At 70.7% G+C, this 23,310-nt stretch carries 15 protein-coding genes and 1 tRNA gene; 4 read left to right on the plus strand and 12 right to left on the minus strand.

Going from position 1 to position 23,310, the window contains the following annotated elements; genetic code table 11:
• Positions 1–143: 143 nt before the first annotated feature.
• The 4 genes from AMK22_RS08300 to rplU all read right to left on the minus strand — a co-directional run bounded on the left by AMK22_RS08300 (position 144) and on the right by rplU (position 4,439).
• Positions 144–1,643, minus strand: coding sequence for a bifunctional cytidylyltransferase/SDR family oxidoreductase (locus AMK22_RS08300; RefSeq protein WP_199883163.1), 1,500 nt, complete (start codon positions 1,641–1,643; stop codon positions 144–146).
• 605 nt (positions 1,644–2,248) lie between these two features.
• Positions 2,249–3,685: a GTPase ObgE gene (gene obgE, locus AMK22_RS08305; protein WP_073782953.1), complete on the minus strand. Its 1,437-nt coding sequence runs from the start codon at positions 3,683–3,685 to the stop codon at positions 2,249–2,251.
• Between the two features lie 161 nt (positions 3,686–3,846).
• A complete protein-coding gene (rpmA, locus tag AMK22_RS08310; RefSeq protein ID WP_073782955.1) occupies positions 3,847–4,104 on the minus strand; it encodes a 50S ribosomal protein L27 in 258 nt (85 codons plus the stop codon).
• A gap of 14 nt (positions 4,105–4,118) precedes the next feature.
• Positions 4,119–4,439: a 50S ribosomal protein L21 gene (gene rplU / locus AMK22_RS08315; protein ID WP_045947825.1), complete on the minus strand. Its 321-nt coding sequence runs from the start codon at positions 4,437–4,439 to the stop codon at positions 4,119–4,121.
• A gap of 434 nt (positions 4,440–4,873) precedes the next feature.
• On the opposite strand from rplU, the gene AMK22_RS08320 reads away from it, so the two are divergent.
• From AMK22_RS08320 to AMK22_RS08330, 3 genes are read left to right on the plus strand one after another with little or no spacing between them, the layout of a single operon-like run.
• Complete coding sequence (locus AMK22_RS08320) at positions 4,874–6,148, plus strand: hypothetical protein (protein ID WP_143203529.1); 1,275 nt, start codon at positions 4,874–4,876, stop codon at positions 6,146–6,148.
• On the plus strand, positions 6,126–7,724 hold the full coding sequence (locus tag AMK22_RS08325) for a glycosyltransferase family 1 protein (RefSeq protein ID WP_073782959.1): 1,599 nt from the start codon (positions 6,126–6,128) through the stop codon (positions 7,722–7,724). Before AMK22_RS08320 ends, AMK22_RS08325 begins: the two co-directional genes overlap by 23 nt.
• Positions 7,721–8,320 carry an acyltransferase gene (locus AMK22_RS08330; protein ID WP_073782961.1) on the plus strand — a complete coding sequence of 200 codons (600 nt, stop codon included), beginning with the start codon at positions 7,721–7,723 and terminating at the stop codon, positions 8,318–8,320. Before AMK22_RS08325 ends, AMK22_RS08330 begins: the two co-directional genes overlap by 4 nt.
• Before the next feature lie 98 nt (positions 8,321–8,418).
• Here the strand turns inward: AMK22_RS08330 and AMK22_RS08335 are convergent, their stop codons facing one another.
• The 7 genes from AMK22_RS08335 to AMK22_RS08365 form a co-directional block, all read right to left on the minus strand.
• On the minus strand, positions 8,419–9,702 hold the full coding sequence (locus tag AMK22_RS08335; RefSeq protein WP_073782963.1) for a nucleotide sugar dehydrogenase: 1,284 nt from the start codon (positions 9,700–9,702) through the stop codon (positions 8,419–8,421).
• A gap of 2 nt (positions 9,703–9,704) precedes the next feature.
• Positions 9,705–11,351: a glycosyltransferase family 2 protein gene (locus AMK22_RS08340; protein WP_073782964.1), complete on the minus strand. Its 1,647-nt coding sequence runs from the start codon at positions 11,349–11,351 to the stop codon at positions 9,705–9,707.
• Positions 11,348–12,925 (minus strand): glycosyltransferase family 4 protein, encoded by a 1,578-nt coding sequence (locus AMK22_RS08345; RefSeq protein WP_242433880.1) that lies wholly within the window; start codon positions 12,923–12,925, stop codon positions 11,348–11,350. The genes AMK22_RS08340 and AMK22_RS08345 overlap by 4 nt, the downstream gene beginning before the upstream one ends.
• The gene (locus tag AMK22_RS08350) at positions 12,915–13,937 is read right to left on the minus strand and encodes a Gfo/Idh/MocA family protein (RefSeq protein ID WP_073782966.1); all 1,023 of its coding nucleotides are present in this window, start codon (positions 13,935–13,937) and stop codon (positions 12,915–12,917) included. Before AMK22_RS08350 ends, AMK22_RS08345 begins: the two co-directional genes overlap by 11 nt.
• A complete protein-coding gene (locus AMK22_RS08355; protein ID WP_073782968.1) occupies positions 13,934–15,052 on the minus strand; it encodes a DegT/DnrJ/EryC1/StrS family aminotransferase in 1,119 nt (372 codons plus the stop codon). The genes AMK22_RS08350 and AMK22_RS08355 overlap by 4 nt, the downstream gene beginning before the upstream one ends.
• Before the next feature lie 399 nt (positions 15,053–15,451).
• A complete protein-coding gene (locus AMK22_RS08360; protein WP_073782970.1) occupies positions 15,452–19,738 on the minus strand; it encodes an Rne/Rng family ribonuclease in 4,287 nt (1,428 codons plus the stop codon).
• A gap of 232 nt (positions 19,739–19,970) precedes the next feature.
• Entirely contained in the window at positions 19,971–20,753 is a 783-nt protein-coding gene (locus AMK22_RS08365) for a TIGR03936 family radical SAM-associated protein (protein WP_073782972.1), read from the minus strand.
• Between the two features lie 492 nt (positions 20,754–21,245).
• Between AMK22_RS08365 and AMK22_RS08370 the strand changes: the two genes are divergently transcribed.
• Positions 21,246–21,320: transfer RNA gene (locus tag AMK22_RS08370), tRNA-Trp, on the plus strand.
• Positions 21,321–21,382: 62 nt separating this feature from the next.
• Here AMK22_RS08370 and AMK22_RS08375 read toward each other — a convergent pair.
• Positions 21,383–23,308: a TIGR03960 family B12-binding radical SAM protein gene (locus tag AMK22_RS08375; protein WP_073782974.1), complete on the minus strand. Its 1,926-nt coding sequence runs from the start codon at positions 23,306–23,308 to the stop codon at positions 21,383–21,385.
• Between the last annotated feature and the right edge of the window lie 2 nt (positions 23,309–23,310).

The following is a 23,310-nucleotide window of genomic DNA, read 5'->3' on the forward strand; positions in this document are numbered from 1 at the left end:
TTCGAAATCACGAAGTACCGCTCCCGAGGGTGCCGACTGGTTGCCTTGCGAGGAAATTGTGAAGCCGGAGTTTCACGAATTCGGACCCCTGGAATTCGCCGCAGGCGACTTCAGGGGTCCGAATGGTGGATTGTCAAGCAGTATTACACATCGGCCTGTCGGTCCAGGACGGCGGCCAGCGCCTGTTCGAAGCCCGATGCCTCCGAGGCACCGCGGGTCGGGTCCTGCTGCCGTACGTCGATGACATGGCCGGTCATCTCGGAAAGCAGGACGTCGAGGGAGGTCCTCGCGACCGCCTCGGAGGAGAGCAGGGTACCCGCGGGCTCCTCGCCGAACGCCTTGGTGCGCATCGGCGTGGCGGTGCGCTCGGGGTTCACGCAGTTCACCCGCACGCCCTCGTTCGCCCACTCGTCCGCGAGGGCCTGGGTCAGGTTGACCATGGCGGCCTTGGTGGACGAGTAGAGGCTGTACTCCGCGCGGCCCCGGGTGTAGCTGCTGGAGGTGTAGAGGAGCAGCTGGCCCTTGGTCTCGGCGAGGTACTTGTGGGAGGCGCGGGCGATCTGGACCGGTGCCAGGTAGTTGACGTTCAGCGCTTCCTGGATGGTCGTGTTGTCCGTCTCGGCCAGCTTGCCGATGCGGAGTACGCCCGCGGTGTTGACCACGTAGTCGATGCGGCCGGTGTCGGCGTAGGCCTTGGAGAGCGCGTCGTCGATGTGCTCCGGGTTCTCCACGTGCGTGCCGGTGGTGGAGCGGCCCAGGGCGTAGACGGTGGCGCCGTAGGACTCGGCGAGCGACGCGATGTCCGCGCCGATGCCGTACGAACCGCCGAAGACGACCAGGGTCTTGCCGGACAGCAGCTCGCGGTAGGCGGCGTCGTCCGTCGGCTGCGGAACGGCCGTGGACGCCAGCTGGAAGAGCTTGTCCGCGATGAAGACGTCGACCGGCTGGGTGACCTTCATGTTGTACTCGTCGCCCGCGACCACGTAGATCGGCACGTCGGGGAGGTACTTCAGGACCACCGAACAGTCGTCGGTGGCCTGGAAGTTCGGGTCGCCCGCCGCGATCTCGTACGCCCTGCGGATCGTGGACAGCTTGAACGCCTGCGGCGTCTGGCCACGACGCAGCCGGGAACGGTCGGGCACATCGGTGATGAACTCGCCGTCGCCGCCGTGGGTACGCGTCACGATGATCGTGTCCGCGGACGGGATGGCGACGTCCACCGCCTGGTAGCGCTCCAGGGCGTCGACGCAGTCCTTGATGACCCGTTGCGAGAGCAGCGGGCGCACGGCGTCGTGGAACAGGACGTTGCGGTCCTCGCCCTCGGCCAGACCCTCGCCGAGGGCCGCGATGGCCAGCTCGGTGGTCTCGTTGCGGGTGGAACCGCCCTCGATCACCTTGACGACCTTGCCGAGCCCGGCCTTGGCGACGATCTTCTCCACGTCGGGCACGTACCCGGGAGCCATCAGCACGATGATGTCGTCGATGGAATCGGCCTGTTCGAAGATCGACAGCGTGTGCTCGATGACCGCCTTGCCCGCGATCTTCAGCAGCTGCTTCGGGATCGACAGACCCACGCGCTGGCCGGTGCCTCCGGCGAGCACGACTGCTGTGGTTCGGGCTTTGGCTATGTGCTGAGCAGACACGGACGACCTACCTTGAGGGCTGGGAGATACAGCGATGGTTGCACTCTCCGTTACCGTCTCGCAAGGTGGACGTAGACCACCGCACGCCGCGCCGCAACCTTGCGTTGCCCTGCGATCAGGGAAAACACCGGGATTGACGCTTCCTTGACGGGTGATCGACGCCACACGGTCGAGCGGCATGAATCACTCTTGAGCGCGTTCTGTTCGTCAGCTGGCTGACGCGGAGTGCTCACCGGACCACCGGACGGTCGTACGGAACAGGCCGGTTCGGCACTTGACGGAACGGCCCGGCACCGGGCGGCCGGGCCGGCCCTTCCGGAACCGGAACGGCTCGGAGGGAACCGTTCGGGACCGGGCCGGACGCCCGGATCGTCTAGTGCCGTGACCGGCAAGGTTTGCCCGGAAGGAGCGGCGTCCAGTGCGTGCGATCGCAAGGCGGCCGAAAGCCCTCGGATGGGGTCTCCCCTGCTCGAACGAAGTCGAGAGCTTGGGGAAGGGCTACGTGGGCTTTCGGCCAACGCCGAAGGGGGTCCCCCCTGGCCCTTAAGGCCTTGGGGGAGTGCGTGCCGGGCGGTGCGACGGGGCAAACGTTGCCGGGAGCGGCACTAGAACGGGTCGAAGTCGTCGAACTCCCGCTCCGCCTCGTCGCGTTCGGCCTCGCGGTCGCGGCGGCGCTGCGCGGCCGGGCGGGGCGCCTCGAAGCGGTGGTCCTCGCCGCGCCGGCCGAGCATCTCCGCGCCGGACGCCATGGTCGGTTCCCAGTCGAAGACGACCGCGTCGTCCTCGGCGCCGATGGCCACACCGTCGCCCGCGCGGGCACCGGCCTTCCTCAACTCGTCCTCGACACCGAGGCGGTTGAGCCGGTCGGCCAGATAACCCACGGCCTCGTCGTTGTTGAAGTCGGTCTGCCGCACCCAGCGCTCCGGCTTGCCGCCGCGCACCCGGTAGAGGCCGTCCTCCTCCTTGGTGACGGTGAATCCGGCGTCGTCGACGGCCTTCGGGCGGATGACGATACGGGTCGCCGCCTCCACGGGCCGGGCCGCACGCGCCTCCTCGATGACGCCCGCGAGCGCGTAGGAGAGCTCCTTCAGCCCGGTACGGGCGACGGCCGACACCTCGAGGACGCGGTAGCCGCGCGCCTCCAGGTCCGGGCGGATCATGTCCGCGAGGTCCTTGCCGTCCGGGATGTCGATCTTGTTGAGGACGACGATGCGGGGCCGGTCGTCCAGACCGCCGTACTGCTTCAGCTCCTCCTCGATCACGTCGAGGTCGGAGACCGGGTCGCGGTCGGACTCCAGCGTCGCGGTGTCCAGGACGTGCACGAGGACCGAGCAGCGCTCCACGTGCCGCAGGAACTCCAGGCCGAGGCCGCGGCCCTGGCTGGCGCCCGGGATCAGACCGGGGACGTCGGCGATGGTGTAGACGGTGCTGCCCGCGGTGACCACGCCGAGGTTCGGCACGAGCGTCGTGAACGGGTAGTCGGCGATCTTCGGCTTGGCCGCCGACAGGACGGAGATGAGCGAGGACTTGCCCGCGCTCGGGTAGCCCACCAGCGCGACGTCGGCGACGGTCTTGAGCTCCAGGACGATGTCCCGGGCCTCGCCGGGCTCGCCGAGCAGCGCGAAACCGGGGGCCTTGCGCCGGGCGGAGGCCAGCGCGGCGTTGCCCAGACCCCCGCGACCGCCCTGGCCGGCCACGAACGTGGTGCCCTGGCCGACGAGGTCCGCCAGTACGTTGCCGTGCTTGTCGAGCACGACCGTGCCGTCGGGCACCGGCAGGACCAGGTCCTGTCCGTCCTTGCCGGAACGGTGGCCGCCCTCGCCGGGCTGCCCGTTGGTGGCCTTGCGGTGCGGGCGGTGGTGATAGTCGAGGAGCGTGGTGATCGACTGGTCGACGACCAGGGTCACGTCGCCGCCGCGCCCGCCGTTGCCGCCGTCCGGCCCGCCCAGCGGCTTGAATTTCTCACGGTGTACGGAGGCGCAGCCGTGGCCTCCGTTACCCGCGGCGACATACAGCTCGACGCGGTCCACGAAGGTGGTCATGGTGGGAACCTCCAGTTACATACGTACAGAAATGTCTCACTCGTGCCGTCCCGCGCAGGAGAAGGCCGTCTCTCATGGGAGAAACACGCGAAAGGCGGACCCGCTTCCCGTGGGGGAAGTGAGGTCCGCCTCCGCAGAAATCGCTCGACGAGCGCCGTGAATCAGGCGGCGATCGGAACGATGTTCACGACCTTGCGGCCACGGTGCGTGCCGAACTGGACCGCACCGGCGGTCAGCGCGAACAGCGTGTCGTCGCCACCACGACCGACACCCGTGCCCGGGTGGAAGTGGGTGCCGCGCTGGCGGACCAGGATCTCACCGGCGTTGACGGCCTGGCCGCCGAAGCGCTTCACACCGAGCCGCTGAGCGTTGGAATCGCGACCGTTCCGGGTGGACGATGCGCCCTTCTTGTGTGCCATGTCTCCTCAGTCCCTTACTTCGCAGCCGTGGGGATGCCGGTGACCTTGATCGCCGTGTACTGCTGACGGTGACCCTGGCGACGGCGGTAGCCGGTCTTGTTCTTGTAGCGAAGGATGTCGATCTTCGCGCCCTTGTGGTGGTCCACGACCTCGGCCTGGACCTTGATCCCGGCCAGCACCCACGGGTCGCTGGTCACGGCGTCGCCGTCGACCACGAGCAGGGTCGAGAGCTCGACCGTGTCGCCAACCTTGGCAGTGGAAATCTTGTCAACCTCAACGATGTCACCGACAGCAACCTTGTGCTGACGGCCACCGCTGCGCACGATGGCGTACACGCGGATCTCTCTCTCGCTCGGAACGGGTCCCCTGATGCCAGCCGCTCGCGCGGGCGGAAGCCCACGACGATCCGGAAGGACGAGCGGCCTCTCCCGCCGGACGGGTCCACCGGGAGGAATGTGCTCAGGGGGTGGGCGCGCATGGAAACACGCCGAGGGTCAAGATTACGGTTGCCTGGGCAAGGGGTCAAACCGGGCCGGGCGGCCCCGCCCCGTCGCACGCCCGAACGGGACGAAACATCCGATCACGGCCGCACCCACCCGCCCGGCCCCGGGCGCGGGCGGACCCGCCCGTTCGGCCGAACGGGTGCACTGGCATGCTCCTCGCGGGACGTGCGCACGCCGGGGAGACCACCGGCTCGACCGGCCCGGACCTCACGCACCACGCACACGACTCGCCCGTTCCCACCGCTCGCAGCCGCCCGAGGGTACCGATGCCCCGCTCCGCGCCGCCCGGCCGTGTCTGGCCGACGGCCCTCCTCGTCTCCATCGTCTATGTGCTGTTACAGCTGACCGCGGGGACTTCCTGGACTCTCTATCCCGATTCATATCGATATGCGCGTGCGGCCGAGGAATACACCGGCGCCGACCGGGACCAGGCGCACCGCACCGCGCTCACCGCCTTCTGCGCGAGCCGCGCGGACGCGGCCGCGCGGAGCAAGGCCCTCGATCCGCTGGCCTCGAAGAAGGACCCCGGTGCCTCCCGCTCCGCAGCACGGACCACGTGCATGGAGCGATGGCGGGACGCCCCCGACATCACCACCGGGGACCCCCGCTATCAGTCCATCTTCTCGTCCCGGCCCGGATATCCCCTGCTCCTGGCCCCCTTCGTCGCGGCGCTCGGGGTGCTCGACGGCATGCGGACGCTCGGGCTGCTGCTCGCGGTGGGCGGTTCCCTGGCCGTCTGCGGGCTGCTGCGGACGGCCGGGCTGTCCGCCGCAGCGGCCGTGACCGGCCAGATCGCCTTCCTCGCCACTCCGCTCGGCCGGTGGAGTCTCCAGCCGCTCGGCGAGGGGCTCGTCACGGCCTGTGTCGTCGGCGCCGTCTGGGGAGGAGTCCTCGTGGCCCGGAACCGACGGGCCGCAGGGATCGCGCTGTTCGTGGGTTCCATGGCCCTCTGCGCGGTCACGCGCTACTCGACGGCGCTGGTCGTCACCGCCACGATCGCGGTCGCGATGTGCGTCTTCGGAGCGCTCCGCCGGTCCCGGACGGATCTGCTCCTCGCCGGGGTGTCGGCCGGATGCTCCGGCGCCGTCGCGGTCGCGATGAAACTGCTCGCGCTCCCCTCGTCGGAGGTCACCCTCCAGGACACCTTCACCCGCCACTTCCGCTCCCCCGACGTTCCGGACCCCTGGGCCCGGCTCGTCGATCTCAACCTGACGTACTGGGCCCACTGGCTCGCCGAGCAGATCGCGATGCCGCTCTTCCTGGCGGCCGCCGCGTTCTCGCTGTGGGTGCTGCTGCGGCGCGGCGGTGTACTGGGTCCACTGGCCTGTGCGGTCGTACTGACCGGTGCCGCCCAGGTCGCGGCCCATCCCCTGGTGCAGGAGGCCGACCGGTTGGGCGTGCTCATGTGGGTGCCGGTGACTCTCGGAATTCCCTTGATCACGGAGGCAGTTCGCGACTTTCCCTCGCGCGCGTTTGACCGTACGGTCCCAGTTCCCGCCTCGACAGTGGAGCCTTCCCGTGCCAACACCACAGATCCCTGATGAACTTCTGGCCAAGACCGCCCGACGGGCGATCTCCAGACTGACCCGCACCGACCGGCCGTTCGTCGCCGAACGCGTTCTCGGGGTCTGCGCGCACCGCGTCCAGGACCGGCGGCTCAAGGCCGAACTGCTCGGGGAGGCGGCCGCCGCCCAACTCGGCCGAGGGCTCGTCCCGCGCCACCTCGTCCAGGCCTACGGCGCCGAACTGGCGTATGCGGACAGCGAATTCAAGGCCGGCCGGGAAAAGGAAGCCACGGCGGCCTTCGTCCGGGCGCTGATGCTGGCGTTCCACCGGGTCCCGCACGTCGACCGGCTCCACTCCCCCCTCTCGGACGACCCGGCAGGCTTCACCGCCCGTCTGCGCGCCTGCGCCGTCGGGCGCGCGGTGACCGCGCCGCGCGGCCGGAGCGTGCCCGCGGCCGCGCCCCCGTCCGACCGGCCGTTGCGGCTGCTCGTGGTGACCCGGGCCAACGCCAACTTCCTGGGACTGCTCACCGACCACTACGCGAACCACCCCGGCGTCGAACTGCGCACCCTCGACCTGGCAACCGACCCGGACCTGGCACCGCTGGCCAAGGGTCTGCGGCGGATGGTCGAGGCACCCCTCGGGCTCCAGGACCCGTACGCGGCACAGGTCGAAGCGGCCCTTCGTCCCCATCTGGACTGGGCGGACACCGCCTTCGTCGAATGGTGCTCCACCGCCGCCGCGTTCATGACGCTGGTCGACCCCGGGAGCACCCGGGTGGTCGTACGTCTCCACAAGTACGAATCGTTCACGTACTGGCCGCACATCATGGACTTCACCCGCGTCGACGACATCGTGTTCATCGCGGAACACATGCGGGAAATGACCACCGCCGCCGTTCCCCGGCTGCTCGAACCCGACGCACCGCGCCTCCGTTTCCTGCACAACGCGCTGGACCTGCGGCGGTTCGACCGGCCCAAGGACGAGGACGCCCGGTTCACCGTGGGCCTGGTGGGCATCGGGCAGATCGCGAAGGACCCGCGCTGGGCCCTGGAGGTGATCAGGCTGCTGCGCGCGGCGGACGAGCGGTACCGCCTGCTCATGGTCGGCAGCGGCATCGACCCCGCGCCCAGTGCGGCGGCCGCCGCCTACCACACGGCCCTGGAGCGGGATCTGGCCGAGCTGGAGCCGACGGGCGCGGTGCGCAGGCTCGGGCCGAGCGACGACGTGCCCGGCGTCCTCACCGGTGTGGGGGTGATCCTCAGCAGCTCGGTCCGCGAGGGCTGCCACGTCGGCCTGATGGAGGGGGCGGCGTCCGGTGCGGTGCCGGTGGTCCGGGACTGGCCGTTCGTGGCCGGACGCCCGCACAGCACCCGTACCCTCTTCCCCGAGGACTGGGTGGTCACCACGCCGGAGCAGGCCGTCGAACGCATCCTGGCCGTCACCGCGTCCGAGGAGGTCCGGGCCGCGGCCGGGCGCGAGGCGTCGCGCCACGCGCTCTCGGTCTGGGACTGGGAGACCGTCCGGGACGACTACGACCGGCTGCTGCTGGGCGGGGACCAGGACGTATGCTCACCGGGCGAAGTCGCGCTCCGGAAGGCACAGAAGTGAGTTACAGAGTCCAGCCCACCGCCCAGGTCGACCAGACCGCCGAGATCGGCGACGGCAGCAGCGTCTGGGAGCTCGCCCAGATCCGCGAACAGGCTCGCCTCGGCGAGGGCTGTGTCGTCGGACGCGGCGCCTACGTCGGTACGGGCGTCCGGATCGGCGACAACGTCAAGATCCAGAACTATGCGCTGGTGTACGAGCCCGCCGAACTGGCCGACGGTGTCTTCATCGGCCCCTCGGTGGTCCTCACCAACGACCACAACCCTCGCTCCGTGGACCCCGACGGCAAGCAGAAGCGCGGCGAGGACTGGGAGGCCGTCGGGGTCAAGATCGCCGAGGGCGCGTCGCTGGGCGCCCGTTCGGTCGCCGTCGCCCCGGTCCGGATCGGCCGCTGGGCCATGGTCGCGGCCGGTGCCGTGGTCACCAAGGACGTCCCCGACTTCGCTCTCGTCGTCGGCGTCCCGGCCCGCCGGATCGGCTGGGTCGGGCGTGCCGGCGTGAAGCTCGTGGAGAGCACGGACGAGCAGGGCGTGTGGGAGTGCCCGCAGACCGGTGCGCGCTACCGCGAGACCGACGAGTCCACGCTCGTCGAACTCTGACGAAGAACCCTGACCGACCGCGTCGTAGGCGCTCGGCGGGGAACGTGCGAGGGGCCCCGACCGCATCGGCCGGGGCCCCTCGCACGTGCGTGGCGTGATCAGCCGCCGATGACGACGCGGCGGACGCCCTCCCAGCGGGCCGGGTCCGTGGTGCGGCGGCCGTCGACCAGGACGCGGACGTCCGGCAGGTCGGCGGCGGACAGCTCGCGGTACTCGGCGTGGTCGGCCTGGAGGATCGCGGCGGTGACGGCCTGGCCCTCATGCGGGACCAGACCGTGCGCGGCCAGCTCCTCGGCCGTGTACATCGGGTCCGAGACGAACGGAACCGCGCCGCGCGCCTTCAGGGCCTCGACGGTCGGGAAGACGCCGGAGAAGGCCGTCTCCTTCACGCCGCCGCGGTAGGCGGCGCCCAGCACCAGCACGCCGACCCCGTCCAGGTCGCCGTAGGCGGCGGCGAGCAGGTCGACCGCGTACTCGGGCATGGCGGCGTTGGCCTCGCGCGCCGAACGCACCACGGTCGCCGAGGGGTCGTTCCACAGGTACATCCGCGGGTAGATCGGGATGCAGTGGCCGCCGACGGCGATGCCCGGCTGGTGGATGTGGCTGTAGGGCTGGGAGTTGCAGGCCTCGATGACCTTGAGGACGTCGATGTTCTGCTGGTCGGCGAAGCGGGCGAACTGGTTGGCCAGGCCGATGTTGACGTCCCGGTAGGTCGTCTCGGCGAGCTTGGCCAGCTCGGACGCCTCGGAGGTGCCCAGGTCCCAGACGCCGTTGGCGCGGGGCAGGTCCGTGCGCTCGTCGAAGTCCAGGACCGACTCGTAGAACGAGACGCCGTGCGCGGTCGACGCCTCGTCGATGCCGCCGACCAGCTTCGGGTAGCGGCGCAGGTCCGCGAAGACCCGGCCGGTGAGCACCCGTTCCGGGGAGAACACCAGGTGGAAGTCCTCGCCGGCCTTGAGGCCGGAGCCCTCTTCGAGCATCGGCGCCCAGCGGGTGCGGGTGGTGCCGACCGGCAGCGTGGTCTCGTAGCTGACGAGGGTGCCCGGCTTGAGCCCGGCGGCGATCGCCCGGGTCGCGGAGTCCATCCAGCCGAAGTCGGGGGTGCCCTCGGCGTCCACGAAGAGCGGGACGACGACCACGACGGCCTCGGACTCGGCCACGGCGGCGGTCGTGTCGGTGGTGGCGGTCAGCAGCCCCGCGTCGACGGTCTCCTTGAGCTTGACGTCCAGGTCGTGCTCGCCGGGGAACGGCTCGACACCGGCGTTGACCAGCTCCACGACCTTCTCGTTGACGTCGGCGCCGATCACCCGGTGGCCCTTGGCCGCGAACTGCACGGCGAGCGGCAGGCCGATCTTGCCCAGGGCGACTACACAGATGTTCATGGTCACTTCCTCTTGGAGCGCTTGGCACCGGTCAACAACGATCGCAGTCGCGATCCCAGCGATTTCTTGGGCGGACGAAGCGGGCCGGTCCTGACCACCATGCGCCCCTTCGTATTCACCCGGGCCGAGACACGGTAAGGGACGTCGCCCGCCCAGAGCCGGGCGAGCGGCATCGGGCGGCCCTTGCCGCGTACCGGGATCTCGTAGGTCCGGCCCGCCACGTCGACCGAGACCCGGAGGCCCAGCTCGGTCCGGACCCGGCGGAGCGGCATCCTGGAGGTGATCAGGGTGCCGTTCTCGCCCGGCACCAGGGCACGGGCGGCGGCACCCACCGGGTCGGGGAGTCGTTCGCCCTCGTCCAGGCGGCGGGCGCCCGCGCCGTCGGCGGACTTGGGCATGGGGCCCGAAGCCAGCCTCATCTGCAGCGACTCCGTCTCGCCCAGCACGGGAACCCGTACGGTCACGTCGAGCGCGAAACCGTCGCCCTCCTGGTGCCAGTCGGCGGACTCGAGCACGGTACCGGAGCCGAGCCGCCCCGTTATCGCGCCCCGCAGCTCGAAGCTGCTGTCGGGCAGGGAGTACCGGCTGTCACGGAAGCCGGGATAGCGGGCATACGCGTGATCGCCCTCCAGCACGGTCGGCGGCATCGCCCCCGAGGTGTCCAGGTGGACCAGCTCGGCCAGCTCGTCCACCCGGCCCTCGAACACCCAGCGGAACCGGAGCCGTTCGGGGACGGTGAGCCGGTGTTCCACGGAATCGAAGGAGGTCCCGTAGTACTCCTCCATGAACCGCCCGGTGGCACGTACGCACTCGGCGCGGCGCTCCGGCGTCATGGCCAGGAAGTTCGTGCCGAAGATCCAGGCCAGGTCGACCTTGAGGAGCCGTATGGCGAAGGCGTCGTAGAGATCACCCGGGCCCGCCAGATCGCGGAGCTTGTCGAGCGCGTACGCGCAGACCTTCAGACGGTTCTCGAAGCGTGCCCGGTAGGTGATGTTGCTGTCGTCGTCACGCCGGACCGCGTAGTAGCAGTCGTAGTCCGCGACCACCGAGACGGTCCTGGACCGGACGTACATCTCCAGCGTGAACGGCATGTCGCAGCTGACCGGCAGGTCCTCCGCGTACCGGATGCCGTGCTCCTCTATGAGGGAGCGCTTGTACATCTTGGTGTTGGAGATCGCGTAGAGCGCCCCGGAACCGATCAGCGGTACGTTCGCCTCGGTGGAACGGAAGATCGCCCGCGGCACGGACCGGTCGCCGACGGCCACCATCTTGCCGAGCACGACGTCCGAGTCGTTCGCGTCGGCCATGGCGACCATGCGCTCCAGCGCTTCGAGGCCGAGGTAGTCGTCCGAACCCACGAAGAAGACGTAGCGCCCCGTCGCGTTGGCGAGCGCGACGTTGTTGGGCCGGGCCGGCCCCCCGGAGTTCTCCTGGTGGATCACCTTGAAGGTTCCGGGGAACCGCTCGGCGAAGCGGTCGAGTTCCTTTCCGCTGTCATCGGTGGACCCGTCGTCCACGGCGACGATCTCGATCCGGTCGAGTCCGATGCTCTGCCGGACGAGAGACTCCAGACACTCGGTCAGGGCAGGCATCGTGTTGTACACGGCCACGACGACCGTGACGTCGGGAACATCGGATCTGTCGGTCACACGGTCACCTCGGCCGCTTTCTCGACGGATGGGCGCCTGCTGCCGGGGAGAAGCCCCGTGTACACCTCGTCGAGCACCGCCGCCTGGGCCTCCCAGGTCCACTCGTCGAGCATTCCGGGCTTGTCGTAGACGTCGCCGTACTTCTTCGGGTCCGCCAGGACCGCCTTCACCGCGCGGACGTAGTCCGCCACGTCCTCGGCCTTGAACACCTCGCCCTGTCCGGTCTGCGCGACCATGGCGCCCATCGTCTTCACGTCGCTCACCACGAACGGCAGCCGCGCGTGCGAGTACTCGAAGAACTTGGTGATGAGCGCGATCTCGTGATTCGGCCAGTGGTGGATCGGGATGACACCGAGGTCCGCCGCCGAAAGGAAGCGCACGACCTGGTAGTGCGGAACGTACGGGAGGATGTGCACGCGGTCGCCCACGCCGAGTTCCTCGGCACGCTGCGCCAGACCGGTCATGTACGGCGAAGCCGGGCGCAGCACGATGAACGCGACGTGCACGCCCGGAAGCTGCGGCAGCGACTCGACCATGATGTCCAGACCGCGCTGCGGGGCTGCCGCACCGCTGTAGACGGTCAGCGGCACATCGGGGCCGATGCCGCACAACTCGCGCAGGTCGGGCACCGGCTCCGCGGCCTGCTCGGGCGAGACCTGCCCGTCGGGGGCGTTCAGCACCACCGCGGGCTTCTTCGCCAGTCCGTGCCGCTCGGTCAGCATGTCCGCGAGGGTCGCCGAGACCGTCGTCACCGCGTCGGCGTGCTTGGAGTAGGCGAGCTCGTGCAGGCACTGCGCGACGTGCCAACGCGGGTGCGGGTCCCACGGCTTGATGCCGGGCAGGAACTCGTGCGCGTCCCAGACGAGCTTGACGTTCCGCTTCGCCGCGCGGGCACGCAGCACGGCCCGCGCGCCTATCCCCAGCATGCGGAAGTCGTTGGCGTGGATCAGGTCGGGCTTGAGCTCGTCGATCACCTTGCCGAAGGCCAGGTCGAGGTCGAGCAGGTAGGGGTCCAGCTTCCGCCAGGCACGTCGGCCCATCGCGCGCAGCCAGAACGCCGTGGTGAAGCGGTCCAGCGGGGAGTTCATCCGCTTGCGCCGGGCTTCCAGCGCGTTGGTGCGCCGGACACGCAGCCCGACCCAGCGGCTGGCCGCCTTCGCGAAGACCCTCTGCGGCAGCAGCCAGAGCTTCGCCAACGGCGCGCGGCTCTCGGTCGCCTCGATGAGGCGGATGTTGAGGTCGGCCCGCCACGCCTTCATCTTCTGCTTGCGATAGGCGGCGAGCGGTCCGGGGCGGTAGGCGAGCGGCGACCGCAGCATCGGGCTCCGGTACTCGTGCCTGCGCCGCTGCATGGGTCCGGGCACCTTCAGCAGCCGGACGTTCGCCTCGCCGATCTGCCAGTGCTGCTCGGACTTGCCGGGCGACTTGCCGAGAAGGATCACGTCCCAGCCCGCGTCGGCCGCGGAGCGTGCTTCCTTCTGTACACGGGAGTCGCCGTTCACTCCGTTGTCGACGAGCATGACGATCCGGCCGCGGGTGCCGGACCGCGGTGCCGCGGTGTTCTCAAGATCCATGTGATACGAGTTCTTCCCCGGAGATCGTGACGGTGTTTCCGCTGCGGGCCGACTCCAGCACGGCAGCGGCCACTTCCACCGTTCGGAGCCCTTCCCGCAGCGTGCAGATGTCCTTGGAGACGCCCCGTACGGCGTCCCTGAAGAGTTCGTGCTCGACGAGCAGCGGCTCACGCTTCGGTATGGCGTAACGGATCATGTCGCCCTCGGAGACCCCGCGGAACGCCTGGAGGGCCTCCCATTCGGTGGCCACCGCCGCGTTCGAGTGGAAGGTGAGGTCCGCGGTGAGGGTGTCGGCGATGAAGGTGCCGCGTTCGCCGGTGACGGAGGTGAAACGTTCCTTGAGCGGGCTCAGCCAGTTGACCAGGTGATTGACCATGGTGCCGTCGGAGAGCCGGCCCACGGCGGAGACCATGTCCTCGTGCGGGCGGCCGGACTTCGAGACGGTGTGGGCGGCGATCGACGTGTAGGTGCGGCCGGTCACCCAGCCGGTCAGGTCGATGTCGTGGGTGGCCAGGTCCTTCACCACGCCGACGTCGGCGATGCGGTGCGGGAACGGGCCCTGACGGCGGGTGACGACCTGGTACACGTCGCCGAGCTCGCCGGCCTCCAGGCGGGCGCGCATCGAGCGGAGCGCCGGGTTGCAGCGTTCGATGTGGCCGACGCCGGCGACCAGGCCGCGCGCCTCGAACGCCTCGACGAGGCGGCGGGCGCCCTCGACGGTGTCGGCGACCGGCTTCTCGACCAGCGCGCAGATCTCGGCCTCGGCGAGCTGGAGGCCGACCGGTTCGTGCAGGGCGGTCGGGCAGGCCACGACCGCGTAGTCGACTCCGAGCGCGATCAGTTCGTCGACCGAGGAGAGCACGGGGGCGCCCTGCGCCCAGCCGTTCTTGTCCCCCATCGGGTCGACGACGCCGACCAGCTCCACGCCTTCGAGTCCGGCGAGGACACGGGCGTGGTGGCGGCCCATGGAGCCCAGGCCGACGAGTCCGGCCCTCAGTGTCGCGGCGGTCACAGGTTCTCCCCCAGCGCGTTCACGGCGGCGGCGATGCGCTCCAGGTCGTCCGCCCCGAGGGACGGGTGCACGGGCAGCGAGACGACCTCGGCCGCGGCGCGCTCGGTCTCCGGCAGGTCCCAGGTGCGGCCGGCCTTCTGGTCCGGCTCCCAGTACGGCTTGAGCCGGTGGATCGGGGTCGGGTAGTAGACGGCGTTGCCGATGCCCGCCTCGGTGAGCTTCGCCATCGCGGCGTCGCGGTCGCCCCGCACCCGGATCGTGTACTGGTGGTAGACGTGCCGGGCGCCCTCGGACACCGGCGGCGTCGTGACGCTCGGGGCGGTGATGTGGGCGTCGAGGTAGGCGGCGTTGGCGCGGCGCTGCTCGGTCCAGCCGGCCAGCTTCGTCAGCTGTACGCGGCCGACGGCGGCGGCCACGTCCGTCATGCGCATGTTGGCGCCGACGATCTCGTTGGCGTACCGCTGCTCCATGCCCTGGTTGCGCAGCAGCCTGAGCGTGCGCGCGACCTCGGCGTCGGCCGTGGTGATCATGCCGCCCTCGAGGGAGTGCATGTTCTTGGTCGGGTAGAAGCTGAACGTTCCGCCGGAGCCGAAGGCGCCGACCGGGGTGCCGTTCAGGGACGCGGCGTGAGCCTGGCAGGCGTCCTCGACCACGGCGAGCTTGTGCTTCTCGGCGATGGGCATGAGCTTGTCCATCGCGGCCGGGTGACCGTACAGGTGCACCGGCATGATCGCCGCCGTGCGCGGCGTGACGGCGGCCTCGACGGCGGCCGGGTCCAGGCCGAAGCTGCCGGGCTCGATGTCGGCGAAGACCACGTCGGCGCCGGTCAGCCGGACGGCGTTGGCGGAGGCGGCGAAGGAGAACGACGGGACGATGACCTCGTCGCCCGGGCCGATACCGAGGGCGAGCAGCAGCAGGTGGAGCGCGGAGGTCCCGGAGTTGACCGCCACGCAGTGGCGTCCGGCGACCAACTCGGAGAAGCCCTCCTCGAAGGCCGCGACCTCCGGGCCCTGCACGACGCGACCGCTGCGCAGTACGCGTACCACGGCCTCGATCTCTTCGTCACCGATCGCCGGTCGGGCAGCAGGGATGGTCTCCCTGTTGTCGCTCGACATGGACATCCTCCTTGAACACCGCAAGAGCTGTGACCGGCGAAGGTTCGAGGGCGGGCGAATGCCGGCTGAGGCTCCGCCGCCTCGGCGCACGGCCGATTCTTTGACAATATATTGCGCTCAAATCACCCTTTTCCCCCGAGGGCAGCGCACTTGGGGTTCGGAGGGTGGTCTGTCCTGCCGGAAGTGGACCGACGCGCCGATGAGCATTCTCAGGAATGGCATATCTAGCGTCAGCCGCGTCACATTATCAGGCTTTTCATACCGCGTTTCGTTCAGGTTGGGGCTGTCGAGACGCGGTCCATGTGATACCGCATCGAGCCGGGATGCGCCGAAGAGGCACGGCCCTCATGAGAGGGTCGCGCCTCTTCGGCGTCATCCGACGGTCGGCTCGTCCGACGGTCAGCTCTCGGTGTCGGCCGACACGGAGGGCTGCGAGGACTGCTCGGCCGCGACGGTCTTCTTCGCCGTCGCCTTCTTCGCCGTCGTCTTCTTGGCCGTCGTCTTCTTGGCCACCGTCTTCTTCGCGGCGGTCTTCTTGGCCGTGGTGGTCTTCTTGGCAGCCGTCTTCTTGGTGGCCGCCTTCTTGGCCGTGGCCTTCTTGACCGCCTTGCGGGCCGTCTTCTTGGCCGGAGCCTCGGCCTCCGGAGCCTCGCCGTCCGAGATCTCGGCGGCGCTCTCCAGTGCCTCGGCCGGTACGGTCGCGGGCTCCTCCGACACGGCCGGCACGGCCTCGGGCTCCGCCACGACGCTGCCCGTCACCACGACGACCTCCGCCGCGTCCGCTCCCGCGGGCGAGCCCGCGGGGGCGGTGACCTTGCGGGTCACGCGACGACGGGCGCGCGGCGGGGCAGGCTCGGCGACGGCCTCCACCACAACGACCTCGGGCTGTGCCGCCTCGGCCGCCGATGCCTCGGCATCGGCCGGGGTGAGCACGGTCATGACTTCCTCGACCGGCTCGGCCGAGGCCGGCGAGCCCGCCGGAGCGGTCGCCTTGCGGGTCGCCCGCCGACGCGTACGGCCCTTCGGGGCCTCGGCCGCCGGAGCCTCCGCCGCCACGGGGGCCTCGGCGACGGGCTCGGGCTCCGCCACCGGTCCGGGCTCCACGACCACGGCCGGCTCCGGTTCCGGCTCGGCCACCGGAGCGGCGGGAGCCTTCGCGGCCTTCGGGGCCCCGGCCGGTGCCGTTGCCTTGCGGGTCGTACGGCGTCGGCCACGGCCGCGCGCCGCGGCCGCCTCGGCCTCGGCGGCGCTGCTGTACAGCTCCTCGTCCGGGGCGAACTCCGGCTCGGGCAGCGCGACCGGAGCGGCCACCTCGGCAGCGACCTCGGCAACGGTCTCGATCTCCGCCGCTGTCCCGGTCCCGACGGCGGCCTCGGCCGCGGCTTCGGCCGGCGCCTCGGTGACGTGCTCGGGTCCGTGCTCGTGCTCATGGACGGCGCCACCACGACCGCGCTTCTTGGAGCGCTTGCCGTTGCCGCCGCCGATCGAGGCCGGCTGCGGCATGTGCACGATCACACCGCGCCCGTTGCAGTGGACACAGGCCTCGGAGAACGACTCCAGCAGCCCCTGCCCCACCCGCTTGCGGGTCATCTGGACCAGGCCGAGCGAGGTCACCTCGGCGACCTGGTGCTTCGTACGGTCGCGTCCCAGGCACTCCAGCAGGCGCCGCAGCACCAGGTCCCGGTTGGATTCCAGCACCATGTCGATGAAGTCGACGACGACGATGCCGCCGAGGTCGCGCAGCCGCAGCTGGCGCACGATCTCCTCGGCCGCCTCCAGGTTGTTCTTGGTGACGGTCTCCTCGAGGTTGCCGCCCTGACCGGTGAACTTGCCGGTGTTGACGTCGACCACGACCATCGCCTCGGTCTTGTCGATCACCAGCGAGCCGCCGCTCGGCAGATAGACCTTCCGGTCCAGCGCCTTCATCAGCTGCTCGTCGATCCGGTAGGTCGCGAAGATGTCGACCTCGGAGGTCCACCGCGACAGGCGCTCCGTCAGGTCCGGCGCCACCTGGGAGACATAGCCGTGGATGGTCTCCCACGCGTCGTCACCGCTGACGATGACCTTGGAGAAGTCCTCGTTGAAGATGTCGCGGACGACCCGGACGGTCATGTCCGGCTCGCCGTAGAGCAGCGTCGGCGCGCTGGAGCCGCTGGTGCCCTTGGCCTTCTTCTGGATGTCGTCCCACTGCTGCTGCAGCCGTTCGACGTCGCGGCGCAGCTCGTCCTCGCTCGCGCCCTCCGCGGCGGTACGGACGATGACGCCCGCGTCCTCGGGGACGATCTTCTTGAGGATGGTCTTCAGCCGGGCCCGCTCGGTGTCGGGCAGCTTGCGGCTGATACCGGTCATCGAGCCCTCGGGCACGTAGACCAGGTAGCGGCCGGGCAGCGAGACCTGGCTGGTCAGGCGGGCGCCCTTGTGACCGATCGGGTCCTTGGTCACCTGGACGAGGACGGACTGACCGGACTTCAGCGCGGTCTCGATGCGGCGCGGCCCGTGGGCCATGCCGAGCGCCTCGAAGTTCACCTCACCGGCGTACAGGACGGCGTTGCGGCCCTTGCCGATGTCGACGAAGGCGGCCTCCATGGACGGCAGTACGTTCTGCACCTTGCCCAGGTAGACGTTGCCGACGTAGCTGGTGGCCTGCTCCTTGTTGACGTAGTGCTCGACGAGCACGTTGTCCTCGAGGACACCGATCTGGGTGCGCTCGCCGTTCTGGCGGACGACCATCACGCGCTCGACGGCCTCGCGGCGGGCCAGGAACTCGGCCTCGGTGATGATCGGGACGCGGCGGCGGCCCTGCTCACGGCCCTCACGGCGGCGCTGCTTCTTCGCCTCCATACGGGTCGAGCCCTTGATGGACTGGACCTCGTCGAAGCCCGTGCCCGGCTCCCGCTCCTCCTTCTTGCGGGGCTCGCGGACCTTGACGACCGTGCGCTCCGGGTCGTCCGCGCCGACCTCGACGTCGGCGGCGAGGTCCCCGCTGCGACGGCGACGGCGCCGACGGCGGCGGCTGCTGCTCGTGCCGGAGGCGGCCGTCTCGTGCTCCTCCTCCTCAGCCTCGGTCTCCTGGGCGTGTTCCCGCTCGTCCTCGGCCTGGTCGGCCGCGGCGGCCTCCTCGCCGTGCTGCTCAGGGGTCTCCTCGCCCTCGTGGTTCTCACCGCGACGACGACGGCGGCCTCCGCGACGGCGGCGGCGCGTGGGCCGGTCGCCGTACTCGTCCGTCTCCTCGCCCTCGACCTCGGCCTCGGCCTCGTGCTCGGCTTCGCCCGCGTCCTGCGGCTCGGGCTCGTGCTCTTCCTCGACGGGCTCCTCCGCCGCAGGGGCGGTCTGCTCGGGCTCGACGGCCTCACCGCGACGGCGGCGACGGCGGCGCGAACCGGCCGACGGCGCGGCCTCGGCGGCGGGCTGCTCCTCGACCGTCCCGGCCTCCTCCTCGGCCTCGATCTCCGCGTGGCGCGAAGCGGCAGCGGCGGCGGCCGCACTCTCCGGGGTCTGGAACATGGGCTCGGTGAAGACCGGGGCCTGGAACACGGCCACGGCGGGACGCGTCGCGCGACGGCTCTTGCGCACGGGCTCCTCGTCCTTGCCCGTGAACTCGGGCCGGCCGGCGGAAGCAGTGACGCGGCGGCGACGGCGGCCGTGCGGCGCGGCGTCCTCGGCCTCAGCAGCCGGTGCCTCGGCCGTGGGCTCGGTCCGGGCGGCGGTCTTGGCCGCCGTGGCCGCGGCCACGGGCTCGGACAGGCTCTCCGCGGTGTCGGCGGCGGCCCCGGTGGCCTTCGGCGCGCCCGCCGGGGCGGTCGCCTTGCGGACGGCACGACGGCGGGTGCGCGCGGGCGGCGCGGCCTCGGCCTGCGGCTCGGTCTCCGCTTCCTCTTCCGCCTCCGGAGCGTTGTCGGCCGAGGACGTGTCGGTGACCGCGACGGGCTCCTCCACGGATCCGGGCTCCGCGACGGCCTCGGCGGTCTGCGGGGAACCGGCCGGAGCCGACGCCCTGCGGCGAGTACGTCCACGCGGCGCGGCGGCGGGCGCGGGCTCGGCCACCGCCACGGCGGCCGCCTCCTCGACGCTCTCGCCGTTCTCCACGGCCTCGACGATCTCGACGGGCTCGACCGCCTTCGGCGAACCCGCCGGAGACGTCGCCTTACGAACAGCACGACGACGCGGACGGGCCGGAGCCGCCTCCACAACCTCCGGCGCGGCCTCGGCCACCTCCTCGACCTGCGCCTCAACGATCTCGACAGGCTCGACCGCCTTCGGCGAACCCGCCGGAGACGTCGCCTTACGAACAGCACGACGACGCGGACGGGCCGGAGCCGCCTCCACAACCTCCGGCGCGGCCTCGGCCACCTCCTCGACCTGCGCCTCAACGATCTCGACAGGCTCGACCGCCTTCGGCGAACCCGCCGGAGACGTCGCCTTACGAACAGCACGACGACGCGGACGCGCGGGCGCGGCCTCCGGCTCCGGGGTGCTGTCGGTCTCGGCGGTGGCGATGTCGGTCACCATGACGTCGACGGCCGTTATGGCCGGGGCGTCGACATCCTGCGTCTCCGTCACCGGCGGACCGGCCGGGCGGGACGCGGCGCGGCGCCTGCGGCGCGGTGGCAGCTTGTCGCCGGGTGCGTTGTTCTCTTCGATGTTCTCGATGTTCCCGGTCGTGCCGGGTTCGTTGGCCTGGGGCATGCGGGCGTTTCTCCCGTCAGGCTCCCGGGCGCCGCGTCTGGTTCCGGTCCGTCGCGGTTCGCGTGATGTGCGCGATACCGCCGTCCGGGGCGCGGGCGCCGCACGGGAGCTCGGTGTCTGGCTCGCCGGTTCCGTACGCGAGGTGCGCACGGCCTGGCGAAAGTCTTATTGGTCATCGCGCGGTCCGACCCAGGTGGCTCCCGAGTCTCAGGGCTGCGCTGCAACGACCGCCTTACGCGGAACCTGCACCTTCCGGCGCCGTCGCGACAGCGGTCCCGACGGCCGTGGGTGGGGCGGCCGGGGCTGCCTCGCGGTCGGGCGCGAGCGGGTCGGTCACCGTGCCGGACTCCTCGTCGAAGAGCCCCTGCGCCAGCCTGGTCACCGCTACCGGGACCGGCGGCGCCAGGTCGGCCACAACGCGGAGACCGGACAGGACGTCGTCAGGTCGGACGGCAGGTGTCACGTGCCGAACAACCAGCCGCAGTATCGCACAGGGCCTGCCCTCGAACCCATCAGGCAGGGAATCGAGGACCCGCAGGTCGACCACGGCGGCGCGGGCGTCGAAGGTCCGCACGCCGTTCTTCGCCCGGCGCTGCACCTCGACGATCTCCGCCCCGTTGAAGGCGCCCACGGCCGCGGTCGCCTCCTCGGCGGGAACCCCGTCGAGACGAAGCTCCCACACGGAGGCGGCCAGCCGCTCGGCGAGACCCGACGTACGGGCCTCCACGGCGTCGACGACGTCGAGGCCGTCCGGCAGCGAAGCGTCGAGCAGTTCACGCAGAACGGCCGGGTCCCGCGCCTCGGTGAGGGCGATCTCCAGGAACTCGGCCTCGCTGCCCGTGCCGGTGGGGGCGGCATTGGCGTACGACACCTTCGGGTGCGGGGTGAACCCTGCCGAGTAGGCCATGGGCACCCCGGAACGGCGCAGTGCCCGCTCGAAGGCGCGCTGGAAGTCGCGGTGACTGGTGAACCGGAGGCGGCCGCGCTTGGTGTAGCGCAGTCGGATGCGCTGCACCGCCGGTGCGGGCGGCGGGCCTTCGGGCTGTCGCTTGCCCAGTGGTTCTTCTCCTCAGTGCGGGGCGGACGCGGTGGCATACCGCCCACGAAATGCGGGGTGGCCCGGGGTGTCCGTCCGGCTCACGCCCGCTCGGTGGTCTGTCCTCCGAGCGGGGAGATCTCTGGTGCGGGCGCCGCGCTGGGCACAGTCGTTGCAATACCCAGAGTACGCGCAAGGGCGCTCCCGGGTTCCCAGGGCTCGGGCGCCCCCGCTCCGCCACCTGCCGTCGGCAGGCGTCACGGAGCCCCCAAAACCCCTCTCCCCGCACCGCGCGCCCCACCGCTCCCGGCCCTTCGCCGGGCACCCGTACGACCGGAACCCCGACCCGGACCGGGCCGGGGCCCGGTGCGGGGTGCGGATCCGGGCCGGGACCCGAGGACCGGGCGTGGTCCCGGGTCACGGCCGCGCCCCGACCTCGTGTCATGTACGGGCTACGCTGTCGGCCCGGGCGGGGCCGTAGCGCAGAGGTCGTCGCGCGCGGTCTCCAAAACCGCGAGGACGCCGGTTCGAATCCGGCCGGTCCCGTCCGCGCCGTCCTCCGGTCGCCCGTCCGACAGCCTCGGTCGAACGGCGTCGCGCTGCTGCCGCTACTTCTTCACCATCAGCGGCAGCAGCTTCTTGCCGGTCGGGCCGATCTGGATGCTGGTGTCCATCTGCGGGCAGACGCCGCAGTCGAAGCACGGGGTCCAGCGGCAGTCCTCGACCTCGGTCTCGTCGAGCGCGTCCTGCCAGTCCTCCCAGAGCCAGTCCTTGTCCAAGCCCGAGTCCAGGTGGTCCCAGGGCAGGACCTCCTCGTAGGTGCGCTCACGGGTGGTGTACCAGTCGACGTCCACGCCGTACTCGGGCAGCGTCTTCCCGGCGGCGACCATCCAGCGGTCAAAGCTGAAGTACTCGCGCCAGCCGTCGAAGCGGCCGCCGGACTCGTAGACCTCTCGGATGACGGAGCCGACGCGGCGGTCGCCGCGCGAGAGCAGGCCCTCGACGATGCCGGGCTTGCCGTCGTGGTAGCGGAAACCGATGGAACGGCCGTACTTCTTGTCGCCGCGGATCTTGTCGCGGAGCTTGGCCAGCCGGGCGTCGGTCTCCTCGGCGCTCAGCTGCGGGGCCCACTGGAACGGGGTGTGCGGCTTGGGCACGAAACCGCCGATGGAGACCGTGCAGCGGATGTCGTTCTGGCCGGAGACCTCGCGGCCCTTGGCGATCACGTTGACCGCCATGTCACCGATCTGGAGGACGTCCTCGTCGGTCTCGGTGGGCAGTCCGCACATGAAGTACAGCTTCACCTGGCGCCAGCCGTTGCCGTAGGCGGTGGCGACCGTGCGGATCAGGTCCTCCTCCGAGACCATCTTGTTGATGACCTTGCGCATCCGCTCGGAGCCGCCCTCGGGCGCGAAGGTGAGTCCGGAGCGGCGGCCGTTGCGGGTCAGCTCGTTGGCCAGGTCCACATTGAACGCGTCGACGCGAGTGGACGGCAGCGAGAGGCCGATCTTGTCTTCCTCGTACCGGTCGGCAAGCCCCTTGGCGATGTCGCCGATCTCGGTGTGGTCGGCGGAGGACAGCGAGAGCAGCCCGACCTCCTCGAAGCCGGTCGCCCTGAGCCCCTTCTCGACCATCTCGCCGATGCCGGTGATGCTTCGCTCCCGCACGGGACGCGTGATCATGCCGGCCTGGCAGAAGCGGCAGCCGCGGGTGCAGCCGCGGAAGATCTCGACGGACATCCGCTCGTGGACGGTCTCGGCGAGGGGAACGAGGGGCTGCTTCGGGTACGGCCACTCGTCGAGGTCCATCACCGTGTGCTTCGACACCCGCCACGGCACGCCCGACCTGTTGGGCACGACCCGGCCGATGCGCCCGTCCGGGAGGTACTCGACGTCGTAGAAGCCCGGGACGTACACGCCGCCGGTCTTCGCGAGGCGGAAGAGGATCTCCTCGCGCCCGCCGGGGCGGCCCTCGGCCTTCCAGGCACGGACGATGTCGGTGATCTCCAGCACGGCCTGCTCGCCGTCACCGATCACCGCGCAGTCGATGAACTCCGCGATCGGCTCCGGGTTGAACGCGGCGTGGCCGCCGGCCAGCACGATCGGGTCGTCGACGGTGCGGTCCCGGGCCTGCAGCGGGATGCCCGCGAGGTCCAGCGCGGCGAGCATGTTGGTGTAGCCGAGCTCGGTGGAGAAGCTCAGCCCGAAGACGTCGAACGCCTTGACCGGCCGGTGGCTGTCCACCGTGAACTGCGGGACCCGGTGCTTGCGCATCAGCTCTTCGAGGTCCGGCCACACGCTGTACGTGCGCTCGGCGAGGACACCCTCGCGCTCGTTGAGCACCTCGTAGAGGATCATGACGCCCTGGTTGGGGAGCCCGACCTCGTACGCGTCCGGGTACATCAGCGCCCAGCGGACGTCGCATTCGTCCCACGGCTTGACGGTGGAGTTCAGCTCACCGCCGACGTACTGGATGGGCTTCTGCACATGCGGGAGCAGAGCTTCGAGCTGTGGGAAGACCGAATCGACAGACATCG

The sequence above is a fragment of the Streptomyces sp. CB01580 genome (assembly GCF_001905795.1).
Classification (GTDB): Bacteria; Actinomycetota; Actinomycetes; order Streptomycetales; family Streptomycetaceae; genus Streptomyces.

Coding starts and splice junctions, on each gene's coding strand:
- AMK22_RS08360 (WP_073782970.1), bottom strand. CDS start 19,738: ATGCCCCAGGCCAACGAACCCGGCACGACCGGGAACATCGAGAACATC.
- AMK22_RS08355 (WP_073782968.1), bottom strand. CDS start 15,052: ATGTCGAGCGACAACAGGGAGACCATCCCTGCTGCCCGACCGGCGATC.
- AMK22_RS08345 (WP_242433880.1), bottom strand. CDS start 12,925: ATGGATCTTGAGAACACCGCGGCACCGCGGTCCGGCACCCGCGGCCGG.
- AMK22_RS08375 (WP_073782974.1), bottom strand. CDS start 23,308: ATGTCTGTCGATTCGGTCTTCCCACAGCTCGAAGCTCTGCTCCCGCAT.
- AMK22_RS08335 (WP_073782963.1), bottom strand. CDS start 9,702: ATGAACATCTGTGTAGTCGCCCTGGGCAAGATCGGCCTGCCGCTCGCC.
- rpmA (WP_073782955.1), bottom strand. CDS start 4,104: ATGGCACACAAGAAGGGCGCATCGTCCACCCGGAACGGTCGCGATTCC.
- AMK22_RS08320 (WP_143203529.1), top strand. CDS start 4,874: ATGCCCCGCTCCGCGCCGCCCGGCCGTGTCTGGCCGACGGCCCTCCTC.
- obgE (WP_073782953.1), bottom strand. CDS start 3,685: ATGACCACCTTCGTGGACCGCGTCGAGCTGTATGTCGCCGCGGGTAAC.